A 16,177-nucleotide genomic window follows, 5' to 3' on the forward strand; every position below is an offset into this window, starting at 1 on the left:
ACCCGGAAGCGGACGAACCCGCGCCGGTGTTGCAAGGCGGGGTGCAGGTGTCGCGGGGCGAGATGGATCTGGCGTCGCTGGTCTGCAACGAGGGCAGCGTCCAGTCGCTGCTGGATACGGTCTGGACCCTCAAGACCGGGATCGGCCAGTGCTACGACCGGGAAGGCTCACGCTGGCAGGCTTGCAACTGACCGCTCAGGCCGGGGGCGGCGGCACGGCCTCCCAAGCCTCGCCCATCGCAAGGATGCAGGCCAGACCGTCCGGATAGCTTTGCACCAGGGTCCAGTCGCCCGAAGCCTTGGTCCAGATTTCCAGCACGGTCTCGGTATCGCGCAGACCCAGGCCCGACAGTTCCGCCCCGCGCAAGCGCTGCGCCAGTTCGGCCCGCGGGATGCAGATGACCTCGGCAATCGGGCTTTCGGCCGCGACGGGGCCGGTCATCAGGCAGGCGGCAAATCCAAGAGAGATGAGTCGATGCGCCATGCATGGAATCGTAACACGACCATGACGATTTCCACCCGGTTTTCTGCCTAACCGGCCTCGACAAAGGGCCAGACCGGGAAGTCCAGCCCTGCCGCCCGCAAGATCGCGCACAGCCGCGCGGCTTCGGCGCGCATCGGGACGGACCGTTCGGCAAGGACGGTGTTCCGCACCCCACCAGCATCAAAGGTCGCAAAGCGCGCATCCAGCTTGGCCCGTTTGGCGTCCGGGAATTGCGAATTGGCGTGGCCCCGTGCGCGCTTTTCCTCGAACTCCTGCAACGACTTGACCGCATAATGGTGCAACGCCGCGACCTCTGTCTCGGGCCGGATCGAGGCGGTAAGCCCGTCGAAAACCGCGTCCCGGCCCGAGGGCATGACATAGCGGCCCTTGGCCACCGCCACGCGATGAATCCCCGTCCCCGACAACCTCTCACGCCGCCCGATGGCCTTGACCGTGCGGCTCTCTCTGGCCTCTGGCGGCAAGGCATCGGTAAAGCGTTCGATCACCGGGCAGGCGCGATAGACCGTCTCGCCGCCACTGCCGAAGACGATCCAGTTCACCGCGACGGCCGACACCGCGTCGTCAAAACGGCCAAGGAACGCGCCGACGGTCGCGTCGCGGTGCAGGACCAGAAACTCGTCCACGTCAAAGAACGCCAGCCAGTCCGCCTCGGAATGCTTGCGCGCATGTTCATAGGCCAGCCGCTGCGGCCGCGCGCCGACCGAATGCGGCCAGGGCAGGTGCACCAGCTCGCCCGCCTCATCCAGCACCCGCAGCACATCGGTTGTGCCATCAGTGCTGTCATTGTCGTAGATCACGAAATCCGTGAACCCCAGCGCCTTGTGATGGGCCAGCCATTCCACCAGCGACCGGATCTCGTTCCGGACGATGGCGCAAAGGGCGATGCGGGCGACGGTCATGCCTCATCTAGCGCCGGGGGTGCGGCTGCCGCAAGTGCGCCGGGCAGCGGGGCCTGAGTCCTGTCAGCCACAGTGTGCCCCCCATATTCTGGGCCGCAATTATTAGCCTTCCCGAAATCCACGCCCCGCCCCTATAGTCAGTGGCAGGAACCGGGGGAAACACCCGGCCTTGAGGCAGGAAGTCCAACAACAGCAAGGAGGGGGCCGATGCGCTGCCCATTCTGCGGCAACATCGACACGCAAGTGAAGGACTCACGGCCGGCCGAGGATCACGTCTCGATCCGTCGCCGCCGCTTTTGTCCGGCGTGCGGCGGCCGCTTCACCACCTACGAACGCGTCCAGTTGCGCGACCTGGTCGTCATCAAATCCAGCGGAAAGCGTGAGGATTTCGACCGTTCGAAACTTGAACGGTCAATCCGCATCGCGATGCAGAAACGCCCGATCGACCCCGAACGCATCGACCAGATGATCTCGGGGATAGTGCGGCGGCTGGAAAGTCTGGGCGACACCGACATCTCGTCAAAGGTGATCGGCGAGATCGTGATGGAAAGCCTGGCCCGGATCGACACGGTCGCCTACGTCCGGTTCGCCAGTGTCTACAAGAACTTCCAGACGGCGGACGACTTCGACGGCTTTGTCTCCGAACTCCGGCCCGGAGCCGCCGGGGAAGAGTGACCGATACCGGACACATGGCCCATGCCCTGCGCCTTGCCGCGCGGGGCCTTGGCAATACCTGGCCCAACCCTGCCGTCGGTTGCGTGATGATCCGGGACGGCGTGGTTGTCGGTCGCGGCTGGACGCAACCGGGCGGGCGGCCCCATGCCGAAGTGCGCGCGCTGGACCAGGCGGGGGAGCGCGCGGCAGGTGCCACCGCCTATGTCACGCTGGAGCCCTGCGCCCATCACGGCCACACCCCGCCCTGTGCCGAGGCGCTGATCGCCGCCCGGGTGGCCCGGGTGGTCACGGCCCTGACCGATCCCGATCCGCGCGTGTCGGGCAAGGGTCACGCGATGCTGCGCATGGCGGGGATTGCCGTGTCCGAAGGCGTCCTGGCCGAACAGGCGGCTCGGCTGAACGCGGGGTTTCTCAAGCGCGTGACGCAGGGCCTGCCCTTCGTGACCGTGAAACTCGCCGCCTCGCTGGACGGTCGGATCGCCACCGCCACCGGCGAAAGCCGCTGGATCACCGGCGCAGAGGCCCGGCGCAAGGTTCACGCCCTGCGGCTGGCGCATGACGCCGTCATGGTCGGGTCTGGAACCGCGCTGGCGGACGATCCCGACCTGACCGTCCGCGATCTGGGGGCGCCGCGCCAGCCGGTCCGCATCCTTGTCGACCGCGCCTTGCGCCACGCAGCTGACAGCCGCCTTGGCCGCAGCGCCAAGGATCACCCGGTCTGGGTCCTGCACGGCGCCTCGGCCCCGGACCCGGCGCGGCGTGCCTGGGATGAGACCGGGGCCGAACTGATCGCGGTGCCCGAGGCGGACGGACGGCTCGACCTTGCCGCCGCGCTGCGCAGCCTGGCCGGACGGGGGCTGACCCGGATCCTGAACGAAGGCGGCAGCACTCTGGCCGCCGCGCTCATCCGCGCCGGTCTGGTGGACGATCTGGCGCTGTTCTCCGGCGGTGTTCTGATCGGGGCCGAGGGCCACCCTGCCCTGGGCGACCTGCGTCTTGCCGCCCTGGCGGATGCCCCGCGCCCCATCCTGCGTGAGACAGAGAGGCTGGGGGCCGACCTCTATTCGCTCTGGTCCTTCGCGCGACCGGGTTCGGGAATCTCGTCGTGATCCAGCGCCGGGCTGAAGGCATCGCCCTGCAGCACCCTTTCGATGGCATCTGACACGGCAACTTGGCAGGACGGGCAGACGTCGTAATAGACGCGCGTCGGATGCCTGTCGCCGATGTCGTCGCAGCTGGTCCAGTCGCCCTCGGCCTCGAAGCGGATGCTGCCGCAGAAGGAACATTTGCAGTCGCCCGCCACCGGATCGTAGTGCCACATGTTCAACGGCGGCGAGAAATGCCAGGCGTCCTTCAGGTCGTGCACCATCAGCGCGCGGTCGTCCTTCATCGGCTGAATGGTCAGCTGGAACAACCGGGCCATGCTGGGGCTGTCGCAGCGATACTGCATCCGCAACGGGCGCTTTGTGGTCAGGACAGTCTCGATCAGTCGTGCCGTCAGCCTGCGTGTCGAATCCCCGGCGATATGCGACATCAGCGAAGTCGAGAGGACATGGTTCGCAACCGCCTGCTGCGCCGCGTTCTGAAGCGCGAATTCATCCCATTCGCCGCCCACCCAGAGCAGACGGAATTCCGTGTCTACAACTGCGTAGACCTGGAGAAACTTCACACCCGTCCCCCTCGTCGGTGGTGTTCTTTCCAGAGGAGACTAGCACATGTCAGCACGAAATCTCGTCCGAAGTTTACACTTTCGGACGATTTATGGGCACCAAATCACGCTCGTGTCAACGAAACCTGACGACTTCGGCGGACCTTGCGGTGGACAACGTGCGTCGCGCCATCGCCGCGATGTCCTCGGCGGCAAGGCCTGCCCAGGCATACATCTGCGCGGGCGAGGCCTGGTCGATGAAGCGGTCGGGCAGGGTCATGCACCGCACTGCCCCGCCGCGATCCAGCTGTCCGGTCATCGCCAGATGGTGCAGGACCAGCGCCCCGAAGCCCCCGGTCGACCCCTGTTCGACCGTCACCAGACTGCGATGCTGGCGGTGCAGCCGGTCCACCAGATCCGAATCGAGCGGCTTGGCAAAGCGGGCATCGGCCACGGTGACCGAGACCCCCTCGGCCTCAAGGATCGACGCTGCCGCAAGCATCTCGGACAGATGCGCGCCGAAGGACAAGAGCGCCACATCGCTGCCCTCGCGCAGGACCCGACCCTTGCCGATCTCCAGCGGTATGCCCCGGTCGGGCAGGGCCACCCCCATCCCTTCGCCGCGCGGATAGCGCAGCGCGATGGGGCCGGCGTCATGCGCGGCGGCGGTGGCGATCATGTGGACCAGCTCGGCCTCGTCGCCCGCCGCCATCACCGTCATGTTGGGCAGGTTCGCCAGGAACATGATGTCGAAGGCCCCGGCATGGGTCGCGCCGTCCTGGCCCACCAGGCCCGCCCGGTCGATCATGAAGCGGACGGGCAGGTTCTGCAGCGCCACGTCGTGGACGATCTGGTCATAGCCGCGCTGCAGGAAGCTGGAATAGATCGCGCAGAAGGGCTTCATCCCCCCCGCCGCCAGCCCCGCCGCGAAGGTCACCCCGTGCTGCTCGGCGATGCCCACATCGAAGACCCGCGCGGGAAAGCGTTTCTGCATCACGTCCAGCCCCGTGCCCCCCGGCATCGCCGCCGTGATCGCCACGATGCGCGGGTCGCGCGCGGCCTCTTCCGTCAGGGTCTGGCCGAAGACCGCCGTGTAGTTCGGCGCATTGGCGGGCGTCTTGTGCTGCTTGCCGGTGGCGATGTCGAACTTCGCCACGCCGTGATACTTGTCGTCCGCCCCTTCCGCCGGGCCGTAGCCGTGGCCCTTCCTGGTGACCACATGCAGCAGCACCGGGCCATCGGCCTTGTCGCGCATCGAGCGCAGCGCGTGCAGCAGCATCGGCACGTCATGGCCGTTCACCGGGCCGAAGTAGGAAAAGCCCAGCTTCTCGAACAGCGTGACACCACCGGGGCGGTCGCTGACCATCTCGCGCGCACGCCGGGCGCCTTCGCGCAAGGGGGCGGGCAGGTGATCCTCCAGCCCCTCGGCGATGGCCTTCAGGGTGGCGAAGGGTTCCTTGCTGGCGATCGAATTCAGATAGGTCTGCATCGCGCCCACCGGGGGCGCGATGGACATGTCGTTGTCGTTCAGGATCACGAACAGCCGCTTGCCCAGGTGGCCCGCATGGTTCATCGCCTCATAGGCCATTCCGGCGGTGATCGCCCCGTCGCCGATGACGGCCACGGTGTCTCCCACCGGCTGGCCCATCTCGCGCGCCATGGCAAAGCCAAGGGCCGCGCTGATCGAAGTCGAACTATGCGCCGCCCCGAACGGGTCGTATTCGCTTTCCGACCGCTTGGTGAAGCCGGACAGACCCCCGGCCTGGCGCAGGGTCAGCATCCGGTCGCGGCGGCCGGTCAGGATCTTGTGCGGATAGCACTGGTGGCCCACGTCCCAGATCAGCTTGTCGCGGGGCGTGTCGAAGACCGCATGCAGGGCCACGGTCAGCTCGACCACCCCCAGCGAGGACCCGAGATGCCCGCCGGTCTGGCTGACCACTTCGATCACTTCCCGGCGCAGCTCGTCGGCCAGTTGCGGCAGGTCCCGATCCGGCAAGGCCCGCAGGTCGGCGGGGCTGGCCACTCGGTCGAGCATCGGTTTCGGGGTCATGCAGGCAAGGGAACCGGGCGCGGTCATGGTTTGCTCCTTTCGGGCAAAGGGTGCCGTGTGGGGATTGGCCACACGGCACAAGTGCCTGTCGTCCGACAGGAAGGGAACCGGGGCCCGGAGGTCCCGACATCCGGACCCGTGGGAGGGTCAGGATCGGCAGGTCCGGCCCGCTGACGTGCAGCGGACCGGACGGTCTCAGGCCAGGCCGTGAGCTTCCGCCACCAGGGCGGGCGTCTCCAGTGCCCCGTAGGGCGACGGGGTCTGGCGACTTTCCTCGGGCAACAACAGCCCGATCAGGTAGAGAGCCCAGATGAACAGCCCGACCGCGATGAGGAAGGCCGCAGCATAGCCCGCCCCTTTCAGCATCTGTCCGAGGCCCCAGAAGGCGAGGCTGGTCTGCCTGCTTTCGTCGAAATAGTCGTTCGGCATCATGCCCTCCTATTGCATCGGCGCGTAGCCGTGCTCCTGTGCCCAGACGTACCAGTTGTCGACGACCGTGCCGGTCAGCAGGATGCCGATGCCGCCGGTCAGCGTGACCAGCACCGCAAACCACCAGGCCCAGCGGTGGATCCCTTCCATCGTCGCGTTGAACCCCATGGTCCAGCGCCAGAAGAGAGCCGCCCGTTCGGACGCGGTGCCGCGATCGACGATCTGCTCAAGCTCCCGGTCGCCGCCAAAGCGGCTGACGGCCAGGATGGTCGCCCCGTGCATCGCGAACAACAGGGCCGACCCGTAGAGGAAGGCGATGCTGAGGGCGTGGAACGGGTTGTAGAACAGGTTGCCGTATTGCAGCGAGAAGTTGTTGGTCCAGTCGAGGTGGCTGAAGATGCCGTAGGGCACGGCATGGCTCCAGGATCCCATCAGGATCGGACGGATCAGGCCAAGGACCAGGAAGAGCCAGATCGCAGAGGCGAAGGCCCAGCTGACATGCTTGCCCATCCCCAGGGCCTGTGCCCGCAGATAGGTGCGGACCCACCAGGACAGGACGCTGACCAAAAGGAAGAAGCTGGCGATGATCCAGAGCCCCCCTTCCGCCAGAGGCGCGAAGCCCAGGCCGTATTCCTCGGCCGGGGGTTCCAGGCTGAACCAGAAAAGGTCGCGCAGGAAGACCGCCGGGTTGAAGCCCGCCTGATACCAGTACCAGGCGCCGACGGTGAAGAACCAGGCCAGCCCCGAGACCAGCGAGATCACCCCCATCGTGCCCAGATAGACGGGCCCGAGCTGGGCATTGCCAAGCCACCCGGCCAGGGACGAGAAGCTTGCCCCCTTGGTGCGGTTCGACAGTTCGACCCCTTCGGTCAGCCCCATTTCGGGGGCACCGCGCACCTGCACCTGGGTGAAGATGTTCTGATACTCAGCCATTGACGCCTCCCGGAATGTCCGCCCACCAGGGCAGTTGCAGCCACCAGTCCCACCAGACCACCCACTGTTCGAACCAGATCGTGCCCGAGATCACGATGCAGACCGCCGACCAGAAGCCCGCGTTCAGCGCCAGCAGAAGGCCCAGGCGGTGGATGCCCAGGGTGCCCACGGAATAGCCGATGAGGTCACGGAAGTAGGTGTCCTCGTGATCCGGCGTCCGCATCTCCTTGCCCTTTTCGGGGTTGGCGGCCGACAGGATCAGCGAGCCGTGCAGGGCAAGCGCCAGTGCGGTGGTGAAGAAGAAGCTCACCGCGATCATGTGCGCCGGGTTGTAGTGGAAGTTGCCGTAGGTGTAGCCCGTGTTCGACACCCAGTCGAGGTGCGTCCAGATGCCATAGGGGAAGGCATAGCCCCAGGACCCCATCAGGACCGGCCGGATCACTTCCAGCGTCACATAGGCGAAGATCGCCACGCCGAAGGCGAAGGGCACATGGTAGCCCATCCCCAGTTTGCGGCAGATTTCGACCTCGCGCAGCGCCCAGGTCACGAAGGCCCCGATGGCGCAGATGGTGATGATCTGCCAAAGGCCCCCTTCGCGCAGGGGCGCCATGGCCAATCCGTTCTCGACCGGCGGCGGGTTGATCGAGATCAGCCAGGGGTTCCAGGTGCCTTGCAGCACGGCCCCGTACAGGATCAACAAGGTGCCAAGCACCGCGAAGAAAAAGGTCAGGACCCCGAAGAATCCGACGTAGAAGGGGCCGACCCAGAAGTCGAACAGATTGCCGCCGATCAGCGTGCCCCCCGGCACGCGGTATTTTCGTTCGAAGCTGAGCAGTGCCATGCTTCTTTCTCCGTTTGCTCCGGTCATGGCCGCCGTCGGGCGCGGGCGGAGGGCGGGCCGGGTGTGTTTCTGTGGTCAGATTGTCAGGGGCGGCGGGCACAAGGCTGCGCCGCCCCCAACGAGGCGCGTGACCTATTGGCTGGCGACCGGCGCGTAGCCATACTTGGCGGCCGCGATGTCGAACCAGTTGTAGGCCGGGGTGCTGAGGAGCACGAGGTGGATCATCGCCGCCAGGAGGAACAGGAACACGCCCTGTGCCACGAAGACGCGACGAGGATCGAAGATGAGCCAGATTTTGTAGAACTTGGACATTTATCGTTCCTCCTCAGAACCACGGGCGCCAGATGTACACGGCCAGATGAGCGACGACGGCGATGGCCGTGAACAGCCAAAGCCCGCTCATGTAGACGGAGTGCAGTTCTTGCGCCTGCTCGTCGGTGAGACCTGTGAAACTCAGGTCGGATTTATCAGCCATTCTATCCTCCGGATTGGCAGACTGACGCCGCATCCCCTGCGGCTGGGTACACGGGGCAGCGGAGTGCTGCACCGTTGGTTCCGGAAAGGCCGGGGTTTCCCCCGCCCTCCCCGAAGGCTTCACCGGACGGGCGGGCGCACCGCGTCAGGTCTTGGGTCTCCGCCGGTTCAGGGGCGGAAGATCGAGGGCGTGATCTCCTCGGCATCGCGCAGCGCGCGGGCGAGGGGACCTTCCGCCGGAAGGCTCATGTGCCGCAGGGCCTGTGCCAGCCAGACCAGGCACTGCACCGGCAGCGCGAAGATCAGGATCAGCACGAAATAGGTGGTGTACTCGGCTTTCGGCGTGCGCTTGTGATGCGCCGACTTCAGCTGAACGTGGCTGATATAGCTCTGGTCGCTCATGCTTTCTCTCCCCTTTCAGACCCGGTGCGGCTTCCGCCTGCCAGGGCTTCGACGAATTCAAGGACGACCCGCTCGGCCCCTTGGTCGAGCGCGGTCTTTTCGGCCGCATCGCGCAGGCTGCGCGCAGCGGAAATGCGGGTCAGCACCGGGTGCCGGGCCAGGATGCGGTCCAGCGCCAGTTGCGCGTCGGTGTCCCAGGGCATGTCGCGGCGCAACGTGGTGGGTGTCGCCGCTGCACTGTCCATCTCCGACCCCAGGGGCAGGATGTGGAACAGCGCGTCGAACAGTCCGTTGCAGACCTCTTGCAGCAGATAGACCGCCCCCGCGTAGCCCATGAAGGGCGTTCCCGTGGCGCGCCGGATCGCGGCGCCGGGGAAACTGGCCGGGATGAAACTGGGCGCGGGGCCATGCCCGCCCTTCAGCTCGGCCAGATACATCTTCTCGTTGATCGACCCCAGCACGATCAGCGGCCGGTGCTGTTTCATCAGCGCCCTGACACCCTCGTTGTTGGTCTTCTTGCCCGCGAGCCTTGGGACCGCAAAGGCGCAGGGCAGGCCGAGGTCGTCTTCCAGATACTTGCGGATGCCGCGCGTGTAGGTCTCGTTCGCGACGATGGCGAAACTGGCCGTGGCGAAGAAGTCCTGCGTGACCGACCGCCAGAGATCCCAGAGCGGCTTCAGCGTCGAATGCTTCTCGCGTTCGATGAACGGCTCGGGGTCCAGCCCCAGCATCTCGCCCAGGGTCCGCAGGAACAGGGTCGTCGACTCCAGTCCCATCGGCGCTTGCAGATAGGGCTTGCCCAGACACTCGGCGAGGCCCCGGCCGAACTCGCGATACATCACCACGTTGACGTCGGCGTTCACCAGGTTCCGCATCTCGGCCAGATGCGCGCCCAAGGGCATCACCATGTTGATCTCGGCCCCGATGCCTTCGACCAGCCGCCGGATCTCCGCCAGGTCCGACGCCATGTTGAACGTGCCGTACATCGGCCCCAGGATGTTGACGCGCGGCTTCGCCCCCTCGGCGCGCGGCGTCTCGGGCGGCATCCGGCCCTTGGTCATCCCGAATTCGGTGAAGATCCAGGTCATCGCGCGGTCGGCGCATTGCCATTGATCCTCGTCGATGGTCCGCGGCAGGAAGCGCTGGATGTTCGTCCCCTGCGGCGTGACCCCGCCCCCGATCATCTCGGCAATCGAGCCCGTCACCACGACCGCAGGCAGCGCCGGGTCCAAGGTCTTCCAGGCCCGCGCCATCGAGGCTTCGGTCCCCGAGGTCATCTCGCCCTCACCAAGCCCGGTGACAACAATCGGCAACTCATGCGGCGGCAGCGCGTCGGTGTAGTGCAGCACGGACGTCACCGGCAGGTTCTCGCAGCCGACGGGTCCGTCGATGAGGACCTGAAGCCCCTTCACCGCGCAGAAGGCATAGACCGCCCCCCAGTAGCCGCCCGCCCGGTCATGGTCCTGGATCAGCATGGCGCAACCTCCGCCAGCCGGGAGCCGCAAATCTTTTCGAAAAGATTTGCAAATTCCTTCGAAGGAATTTGGCGCGGGTGGACAGGGCGGAGCGTCATATCATCTCCTCCGCCTTGGCAGCCTTGGCCGCCTTGTCGAGCTTCTTCTGATGGATCGCCCGGAAATCGGGGCGCAGGTTCGGCGCCCCTTCCCAGATGCCCGAGGTATCGCCCGTGCCGACCCCTTCGAAGAAGGCCTTCATGCCCTCCATCCGGGTCTTGTTGCCCATCGCAGCGTTCACCACCTGAGCCAGCGACCCCGCCCCCGCCGGTCCCATCAGGGGCCGCGCGGAAATCAGATTGGTGAAGTAAAGCGCAGGGGTAGCCTTCTCCTTGGCCTTCTGCACGACCGGGGTCGTCCCGACGGCGAGGTCCGGCTGGAACGCCTCCATCGCGGCCAGATCATCCTCCAGGCTCGCGCGGTATTTCACCACGCAGCCCCTGGCCTCCAGCCACTCCCGGTCCGCCTGGGACCACTCATTCCGCGCGCAGGCCGTGCCGACATAGGGCACATCCGCGCCGCTTTCGATCAGCAGACGCGCGACCAGCAACTCCGAGCCCTCATAGCCCGACAGCGTGATCCGTCCCGTGATCGGGTTCGCCGCAAGGGCACCCTTGATCGCCGGGCCAAACGCATTCTGCGCCGTTGCAATCAGATCGGGTGCTACATTGTAAGCCGCCCCGATCGCCGCCAGCCACTCCATCGTTCCGTCATAGCCAACGGGGGCCGAGCCAACGATCTTGCGACCCGCCGCCTGAAACTCGCGGATCGAGGCCGTGTAGAACGGATGGATCGCCGCCACCACGCCACTATCCAGCGCCGCATAAAGCTCACGCCATTCGCGGCACGGCACCACCGGTCCCGCCGCCAGACCCATCGGCGCCAGCATCGCGCCGATCATCATCGGGTCGGCCGGGAACATCTCACCCAGCAGGGTCACGGTCGGACGGTCGCTGCGACCCTGAGCAGGCGCGGCAACAGGCCCTGCCTCGATCTCGGACCGCGCATAGGCCAGCATCGCCCCGGCCAGCACGTCCTTCGCCTCGGCATGGGTCGGCACCCCGAACCCCGGCACGTCGATCCCGATGATCCGCACCCCGTTGATTTCATTCGGCAACAGCCGCAGCGGAACACCGCTTGCCGTCGGCACGCAGAGGTTCGTCACCACCACCGCGTCATAGCGGTCCGGGTCCGCCAGCTCATGCACCGCATCACGGATGTCCTCGAAGAGCTTGCCGGTCACCAGCGTCTCCGAGTTGAAGGGCACATACCCGACCGACCTACGCGCACCATAGAAATGACTGACGAACGACAGCCCATAGACACAGCAGGCCGATCCCGACAGCACCGTCGCCACCCGCCGCATCCGCAGACCGACGCGCAAACTTCCGAAGGCCGGGCACATCGACTGCGGCTTGTCGTGCGGGCCCTGCGGATAGTCCGCCGCATAGCGGTCCAGCACCTCGGAATTCCCCGCCGCCCGTGCAGCCTCGGCCATCTCTGCACCGGAGTGGCAGCCGACACCGTCAAAGGGGGCGAGGCGGCCGGTCATGCTGCTTTCCCCTCGCGCCCGGCGGTGACCCCGCCCCGGACCTGATCCGGGGCCTCGGGCCGACGCTTGAGGCCCCGGATCAGGTCCGGGGCGGGGTTGGAAAGTCCCGCGATCGCGGCATCAAGTTCAGCAAGGCGATCAAGGTCAAACATTGTCGTAGACCACTTCCAGGCTGGGTTTCACGGCGGCGAAGGACCCGCGCATGTCGGCATCCGTCGCGGGCTCAAGGACAAAGTCCTTGCCGGTGGTTTCCGCATCGAACAGACCCAGCAGCCCGTCCTGCGTCAGCGGCTTCGGGCGCAGCGGCGGCGCATCCGCGACCGCATTGGCCAGGATCTCGAACAGCCCGCCCCATTGCGTCGCATGGGTCCCGACGATCTGATAATTCGCCGATTTCCGCCGCAGGTCGTCATCCGCCGGGATCGAGGCCAGCACCGGAATATTCACCGCCCTTGCAAAGGCCGCAGCCTCTCCGGTCCCGTCATCCTTGTTGATGACCAGCCCCGCGACGCCGACATTGCCGCCCAGCTTGCGGAAATATTCCACCGCCGAGCAGACGTTGTTCGCCACATACAGGCTTTGCAGGTCGTTCGACCCGACCACGATCACCTTCTGCGCCATGTCGCGGGCAATCGGCAGACCGAACCCGCCGCAGACCACGTCGCCGAGGAAATCCAGCAGCACATAGTCGAAGTCCCAGTCGTGGAACCCCAGCTTCTCAAGCAATTCGAACCCGTGGATGATCCCGCGCCCGCCGCAGCCGCGACCGACCTCCGGGCCGCCCAGTTCCATCGCAAAGACGCCGCCGCGCTTGAAGCAGACGTCGCCGATCTTCACTTCCTCACCGGCCAGCTTCTTGCGGGTCGAGGTTTCGATGATCGTCGGGCAAGCCTTGCCGCCGAACAGCAGCGACGTGGTATCCGACTTCGGATCGCAGCCGATCAGCAGGACACGTTTGCCCATCTCGGCCATCATGTGGCTCAGGTTCGCCAGTGTGAACGACTTGCCGATCCCGCCCTTGCCGTAGATCGCGATGATCTGCGTCTTCTTCGACGGCGGGTCCTGCGGGATTTCCAGCGAGGGCTCCACGGCAGCCTCGTCGCGCAGGCGGGCGTCGAAATCCTTCAGATTGGGAACTTCGGTCATGCTGCGGCACTCCAATCCAGGATCATCTTCAGGCAGGTCGGGTCGGTGAAGGCGGTCGCATAGGCCGAGGCCGCATCGGCCGCGGCGGCGCGGTGGGTAATCAGCCCGTCCAGCGACAGGCGGCCCTCGTCCATCAGACGGCGCGTCGCCTCAAGATCGGCGGGCTGCCACTCGCTGGCGATCCGCAGCCGCAGCTCCTTCATGAAGGCGGGCGGGAAGGCGAAACTGATCGGGGCGGTGTAGAAGCCGCACAGCACGACCTCGCCGCCCTTCGCCAGCCGGGGAACCAGCGTGTCGAGGAGACCCGCCGCGCCCGAGGCATCGAGGATCACCTTGTAATCCCGACGCGCATCGTCTTCGGGAGCGATGACGTCATATCCTTCGGCCCCGGACCGACGCGCCGGGTCGATCTCCCAGACGACCGGCTCGCCACCCATCACCAGCGCGATGCGCGCCAGCAACCGGCCCAGGGTCCCGTGCCCGATGATGAGGTCCGGCAGCGGCCCACCGGCCAGAGCGTGATAGGCCGTCGCGGCCAGCGCCAGCAGCGCGCCCCGTTCGCCATAGCCGGCATCCAGCTTTGCCACCCGGGCCGCCTGTGTCACCAGCAGGCTCGATGCCCCGCCGAACAGCCCGCGCACCCCGCCCTCATAGCAGTTGGCCCCCGGCACGAAGACATGGTTGCCGACCGCAAGCCCGGTCTCGCCACAGGTCTCAACCACTTCGCCAAAGGCCTCATAGCCCGGGACCAGCGGATAGCCCATTCCGGGAAACGCAGGCATCGTGCCCAGCCAGAACAGCTTTTCCGTGCCCGTCGAAATCCCCGAATGCCGCACCCGGACCACCACGTCGCCCGGCACCGGCGCTTTCAACCCGACCGCGCCCAGCTTCAGGGATTGAGGACCAGAGAGGATGACAGCATTGGCGTTCACGAACTTGCAGCCTTCCTGAATCGGTGCGAGCTTCGCACTATGTGTAAGTCTAGACTGACAGTTTAAGATGTCAAACTAATTGGACACTTTTTCGGCATATCGCAAACACCGGGCGAATATGTCGTGTTATCAAGGCCGGATGGCCGTCACGACCGAGGTCACAAAGGGCCGATCGCCCGGGCATTTGCGCAGAGCGGTGAAACCCGTTGCATGCAGCAGTCCCGCGATCTCGGCCGCAGACCGGGTCCGGCCGGTCCGCATCGCCAGCGTGTAGATGGCAAAATAGACGTCCGTCGCGGGGTCCGGCCTGTCGCCGCCCGACATCGGCTCTGATACCAGGACCATCCCGCCCGGCGGCAGGGAGGCGTGGACCTTGGCCAGAAGGGCGACCACCGTCGCATCGTCGTGGTCGTAAAGCACCCGGATCAGGCTGATCGCGTCCGCACCCACCGGCAGCGGGTCGCTGCGGAAGCTGCCGGGATGCAGGGAAATCCGGTCCCGCAGCGCCGCGGGCACCCCGGCCAGCACGGCGGGCATGTCGAACAGCGACAGCTTCAGCCCGGGGTGCACGCGGCCCACCTCGGCGAGGAACGCCCCCGTGCCCCCGCCCACATCCAGCAGATGGCTCCGCTTCGACAAGTCCACCAGCCGCAGCGTGTCCTCGGCCACCAGCACCTGGCTTTCCGCCATCAGCCGACTGTAGCGCGCCGCCAGCCCCGCGTCCTCTTGCGCCAGGGCCCCGAAGACATAGGGCCAGAACCCGGCAAGCTCCGTCTCTGTCTGACCCCGGAAAAACGCCAGCGGATCAGACAGATCGCGATAAAGCACATGGTGATGCCTGACCATCGCCTCCAGCCCGGGCACGGTCAGGAAGGCCGCCCCGCGCGGGGCCAGATGCCAGCGGCCCCTGCGATCGCCGGACAACAGCCTCAACGCCGCCCCCGCGCGCAAAAGCACCTCCAGCGGCGCAGGCGGAATGGCGCAATGCCGTGACAGATCCCCGGTCGTCTTCGCGCCCGAGGCGAGGACATGAAGCACCCGCCCCTCGACCAGCGCCACCAGCGCCTGCGACTGGACGAAACCCGAGATGACCTGAAACAGCGCCGCCCCCTCTGCCCTGGCCTTCCAGCGCAGACCGGGGATGCGAGACGCCAGACGGTGAAAGCGCGGCGACAGCGCCAGGCGGGTCAGAAACCCCAGCGCCTCGGGCCGCGCGGGCGGCGGGCGCGGCTCGGCGTTCATCTGGCGGCCTCGGGCAGGACGGTCATCTTGCGGGCATAGGCCGTGACCAGACCCGCCAGCATCGCCTCGCCCGGACAGGACGGGATCGACGCGATCGCCCCCGCCAGGATGTCCTTCATATGCGCGACCGCCCCCTCGACCCCCATCGCCTGCACGGCATTCGGCCGCAGATGCGCCGCATCCTGCCCGGCAGGTTTGCCGATCTGATCGCTGGTCAGCAGCGCATCCTTCAGGTCATCCGCCACCTGGAATGCCGCACCGATCCGGTCGCCGAGTTCCGCCCAGGGCTCGGCCTCCTGCCCTGCCGCCAGCGCCCCCATCTGGGTCGCCGCGACGAACAGGGCCGCCGTCTTGGCCCGGTGATAGGCCAGAAGGTCCACCTTCGGCTCGCTCTCCCAGGCCTGGCCCGCGCAGATCCCGAAGGGCGCGCCGGTGTGCCGCGCCAGCGCCCCGGTCAGCGCAAGCGCGCGGTCCGGGGCCTGCCCACCCGCCTTCGCAAGCACCTCGAAGGCAAGGACGATCAGGCTGTCCCCGGCCAGCACCGCCAGGGGCTCGCTGAACGCGCGATGGACCGTGGGCTTGCCCCGCCGAAGGTCGGCGTCGTCGAAGGCGGGCAGGTCGTCATGCACAAGACTGGCGCAATGGATCAGCTCCAGCGCCACCGCCGCCGCGGTGGAAAGCTCCGGCCGGTCGTCGCCGCAGGCCGTGGCCACCGCCAGAAGGATCGTCGGCCGGATCCGCGCGCCCCCCGGGAAAACCGCATAGGGGATCGCCGCCGCCAGCTTCGGCGGCGCGTCCTTCCGGTTCAGGGGCGCAAGGCTGTCGTGAAGGGCCTTCTCGATACGCTCGGCGAATGGCACGGCGGAGGACTCCTCTCAGGGCCTGTCGATTCAGTTTGGCATTGCGGCCGGCATGTGTAAACTTGAATTTACACTA

The 16,177-nt window shown here is 66.6% G+C and carries 20 protein-coding genes; 3 read left to right on the forward strand and 17 right to left on the reverse strand.

Annotated elements, in window-relative coordinates; genetic code table 11:
• The first annotated feature begins 41 nt into the window (after window positions 1-41).
• Complete coding sequence (locus D5084_RS18240; RefSeq protein WP_155523091.1) at window positions 42-191, forward strand: hypothetical protein; 150 nt, start codon at window positions 42-44, stop codon at window positions 189-191.
• Window positions 192-195: 4 nt separating this feature from the next.
• Here D5084_RS18240 and D5084_RS03285 read toward each other — a convergent pair whose 3' ends face one another.
• The gene (locus D5084_RS03285; RefSeq protein ID WP_128514089.1) at window positions 196-441 is read right to left on the reverse strand and encodes a hypothetical protein; all 246 of its coding nucleotides are present in this window, start codon (window positions 439-441) and stop codon (window positions 196-198) included.
• A gap of 89 nt (window positions 442-530) precedes the next feature.
• On the reverse strand, window positions 531-1,403 hold the full coding sequence (locus D5084_RS03290; protein WP_128514090.1) for a glycosyltransferase family 2 protein: 873 nt from the start codon (window positions 1,401-1,403) through the stop codon (window positions 531-533).
• A 207-nt stretch (window positions 1,404-1,610) separates the two neighbouring features.
• Here D5084_RS03290 and nrdR point away from each other — a divergent pair, with 207 nt between their 5' ends.
• Both nrdR and ribD read left to right on the forward strand, forming a co-directional pair.
• Window positions 1,611-2,078, forward strand: coding sequence for a transcriptional regulator NrdR (nrdR, locus tag D5084_RS03295; RefSeq protein WP_128514091.1), 468 nt, complete (start codon window positions 1,611-1,613; stop codon window positions 2,076-2,078).
• Between the two features lie 14 nt (window positions 2,079-2,092).
• Window positions 2,093-3,187, forward strand: coding sequence for a bifunctional diaminohydroxyphosphoribosylaminopyrimidine deaminase/5-amino-6-(5-phosphoribosylamino)uracil reductase RibD (gene ribD / locus D5084_RS03300; RefSeq protein ID WP_128514294.1), 1,095 nt, complete (start codon window positions 2,093-2,095; stop codon window positions 3,185-3,187).
• Here the strand turns inward: ribD and D5084_RS03305 are convergent.
• From D5084_RS03305 to D5084_RS03370, 15 genes are all read right to left on the reverse strand, one after another.
• On the reverse strand, window positions 3,139-3,747 hold the full coding sequence (locus D5084_RS03305; protein ID WP_128514092.1) for a hypothetical protein: 609 nt from the start codon (window positions 3,745-3,747) through the stop codon (window positions 3,139-3,141). The two genes, ribD and D5084_RS03305, sit on opposite strands and share 49 nt — an antisense overlap.
• A 115-nt stretch (window positions 3,748-3,862) precedes the next feature.
• Window positions 3,863-5,803, reverse strand: coding sequence for a 1-deoxy-D-xylulose-5-phosphate synthase (gene dxs, locus D5084_RS03310; protein WP_238382508.1), 1,941 nt, complete (start codon window positions 5,801-5,803; stop codon window positions 3,863-3,865).
• Between the two features lie 168 nt (window positions 5,804-5,971).
• Complete coding sequence (pufX, locus tag D5084_RS03315) at window positions 5,972-6,205, reverse strand: RC-LH1 core complex protein PufX (RefSeq protein ID WP_238382509.1); 234 nt, start codon at window positions 6,203-6,205, stop codon at window positions 5,972-5,974.
• 9 nt (window positions 6,206-6,214) lie between these two features.
• Window positions 6,215-7,138: a photosynthetic reaction center subunit M gene (gene pufM, locus D5084_RS03320; protein WP_128514094.1), complete on the reverse strand. Its 924-nt coding sequence runs from the start codon at window positions 7,136-7,138 to the stop codon at window positions 6,215-6,217.
• Window positions 7,131-7,979 (reverse strand): photosynthetic reaction center subunit L, encoded by an 849-nt coding sequence (gene pufL / locus D5084_RS03325; protein WP_128514095.1) that lies wholly within the window; start codon window positions 7,977-7,979, stop codon window positions 7,131-7,133. The genes pufM and pufL overlap by 8 nt, the downstream gene beginning before the upstream one ends.
• Before the next feature lie 132 nt (window positions 7,980-8,111).
• Window positions 8,112-8,291: a light-harvesting antenna LH1, alpha subunit gene (gene pufA, locus D5084_RS03330; protein ID WP_128514096.1), complete on the reverse strand. Its 180-nt coding sequence runs from the start codon at window positions 8,289-8,291 to the stop codon at window positions 8,112-8,114.
• A 13-nt stretch (window positions 8,292-8,304) separates the two neighbouring features.
• Window positions 8,305-8,454 carry a light-harvesting antenna LH1, beta subunit gene (gene pufB / locus D5084_RS03335; RefSeq protein ID WP_128514097.1) on the reverse strand — a complete coding sequence of 50 codons (150 nt, stop codon included), beginning with the start codon at window positions 8,452-8,454 and terminating at the stop codon, window positions 8,305-8,307.
• 167 nt (window positions 8,455-8,621) lie between these two features.
• Window positions 8,622-8,855 (reverse strand): cytochrome PufQ, encoded by a 234-nt coding sequence (pufQ, locus tag D5084_RS03340; RefSeq protein WP_128514098.1) that lies wholly within the window; start codon window positions 8,853-8,855, stop codon window positions 8,622-8,624.
• Window positions 8,852-10,330 (reverse strand): chlorophyllide a reductase subunit Z, encoded by a 1,479-nt coding sequence (gene bchZ / locus D5084_RS03345; RefSeq protein ID WP_128514099.1) that lies wholly within the window; start codon window positions 10,328-10,330, stop codon window positions 8,852-8,854. The genes pufQ and bchZ overlap by 4 nt, the downstream gene beginning before the upstream one ends.
• Before the next feature lie 94 nt (window positions 10,331-10,424).
• Window positions 10,425-11,921, reverse strand: a complete 1,497-nt coding sequence (gene bchY / locus D5084_RS03350) for a chlorophyllide a reductase subunit Y (protein WP_128514100.1) — start codon at window positions 11,919-11,921, stop codon at window positions 10,425-10,427.
• Window positions 11,918-12,073 (reverse strand): hypothetical protein, encoded by a 156-nt coding sequence (locus tag D5084_RS18245; protein ID WP_155523092.1) that lies wholly within the window; start codon window positions 12,071-12,073, stop codon window positions 11,918-11,920. The genes bchY and D5084_RS18245 overlap by 4 nt, the downstream gene beginning before the upstream one ends.
• A complete protein-coding gene (locus D5084_RS03355) occupies window positions 12,066-13,067 on the reverse strand; it encodes a chlorophyllide a reductase iron protein subunit X (RefSeq protein ID WP_128514101.1) in 1,002 nt (333 codons plus the stop codon). Before D5084_RS03355 ends, D5084_RS18245 begins: the two co-directional genes overlap by 8 nt.
• Entirely contained in the window at window positions 13,064-13,999 is a 936-nt protein-coding gene (gene bchC / locus D5084_RS03360; protein ID WP_128514102.1) for a chlorophyll synthesis pathway protein BchC, read from the reverse strand. The genes D5084_RS03355 and bchC overlap by 4 nt, the downstream gene beginning before the upstream one ends.
• Window positions 14,000-14,128: 129 nt before the next feature.
• On the reverse strand, window positions 14,129-15,241 hold the full coding sequence (locus D5084_RS03365) for a methyltransferase (RefSeq protein WP_128514103.1): 1,113 nt from the start codon (window positions 15,239-15,241) through the stop codon (window positions 14,129-14,131).
• On the reverse strand, window positions 15,238-16,101 hold the full coding sequence (locus D5084_RS03370) for a polyprenyl synthetase family protein (RefSeq protein ID WP_128514104.1): 864 nt from the start codon (window positions 16,099-16,101) through the stop codon (window positions 15,238-15,240). The genes D5084_RS03365 and D5084_RS03370 overlap by 4 nt, the downstream gene beginning before the upstream one ends.
• Window positions 16,102-16,177: the final 76 nt, after the last annotated feature.

This window comes from Tabrizicola thermarum (genome assembly GCF_003574395.1).
In the GTDB taxonomy this organism is placed as follows: domain Bacteria; phylum Pseudomonadota; class Alphaproteobacteria; order Rhodobacterales; family Rhodobacteraceae; genus Tabrizicola; species Tabrizicola thermarum.

What these genes read in the sequence shown, in the direction of transcription:
- bchZ (WP_128514099.1), bottom strand. Translation starts at nt 10,330, where the DNA reads ATGCTGATCCAGGACCATGACCGGGCGGGCGGCTACTGGGGGGCGGTC.
- ribD (WP_128514294.1), top strand. Translation starts at nt 2,093, where the DNA reads ATGGCCCATGCCCTGCGCCTTGCCGCGCGGGGCCTTGGCAATACCTGG.
- pufL (WP_128514095.1), bottom strand. Translation starts at nt 7,979, where the DNA reads ATGGCACTGCTCAGCTTCGAACGAAAATACCGCGTGCCGGGGGGCACG.
- nrdR (WP_128514091.1), top strand. Translation starts at nt 1,611, where the DNA reads ATGCGCTGCCCATTCTGCGGCAACATCGACACGCAAGTGAAGGACTCA.
- pufX (WP_238382509.1), bottom strand. Translation starts at nt 6,205, where the DNA reads ATGCCGAACGACTATTTCGACGAAAGCAGGCAGACCAGCCTCGCCTTC.
- pufM (WP_128514094.1), bottom strand. Translation starts at nt 7,138, where the DNA reads ATGGCTGAGTATCAGAACATCTTCACCCAGGTGCAGGTGCGCGGTGCC.
- pufB (WP_128514097.1), bottom strand. Translation starts at nt 8,454, where the DNA reads ATGGCTGATAAATCCGACCTGAGTTTCACAGGTCTCACCGACGAGCAG.
- pufA (WP_128514096.1), bottom strand. Translation starts at nt 8,291, where the DNA reads ATGTCCAAGTTCTACAAAATCTGGCTCATCTTCGATCCTCGTCGCGTC.
- D5084_RS03290 (WP_128514090.1), bottom strand. Translation starts at nt 1,403, where the DNA reads ATGACCGTCGCCCGCATCGCCCTTTGCGCCATCGTCCGGAACGAGATC.
- D5084_RS18245 (WP_155523092.1), bottom strand. Translation starts at nt 12,073, where the DNA reads ATGTTTGACCTTGATCGCCTTGCTGAACTTGATGCCGCGATCGCGGGA.
- D5084_RS03355 (WP_128514101.1), bottom strand. Translation starts at nt 13,067, where the DNA reads ATGACCGAAGTTCCCAATCTGAAGGATTTCGACGCCCGCCTGCGCGAC.
- D5084_RS03285 (WP_128514089.1), bottom strand. Translation starts at nt 441, where the DNA reads ATGACCGGCCCCGTCGCGGCCGAAAGCCCGATTGCCGAGGTCATCTGC.
- D5084_RS03365 (WP_128514103.1), bottom strand. Translation starts at nt 15,241, where the DNA reads ATGAACGCCGAGCCGCGCCCGCCGCCCGCGCGGCCCGAGGCGCTGGGG.
- bchY (WP_128514100.1), bottom strand. Translation starts at nt 11,921, where the DNA reads ATGACCGGCCGCCTCGCCCCCTTTGACGGTGTCGGCTGCCACTCCGGT.
- pufQ (WP_128514098.1), bottom strand. Translation starts at nt 8,855, where the DNA reads ATGAGCGACCAGAGCTATATCAGCCACGTTCAGCTGAAGTCGGCGCAT.
- dxs (WP_238382508.1), bottom strand. Translation starts at nt 5,803, where the DNA reads ATGACCGCGCCCGGTTCCCTTGCCTGCATGACCCCGAAACCGATGCTC.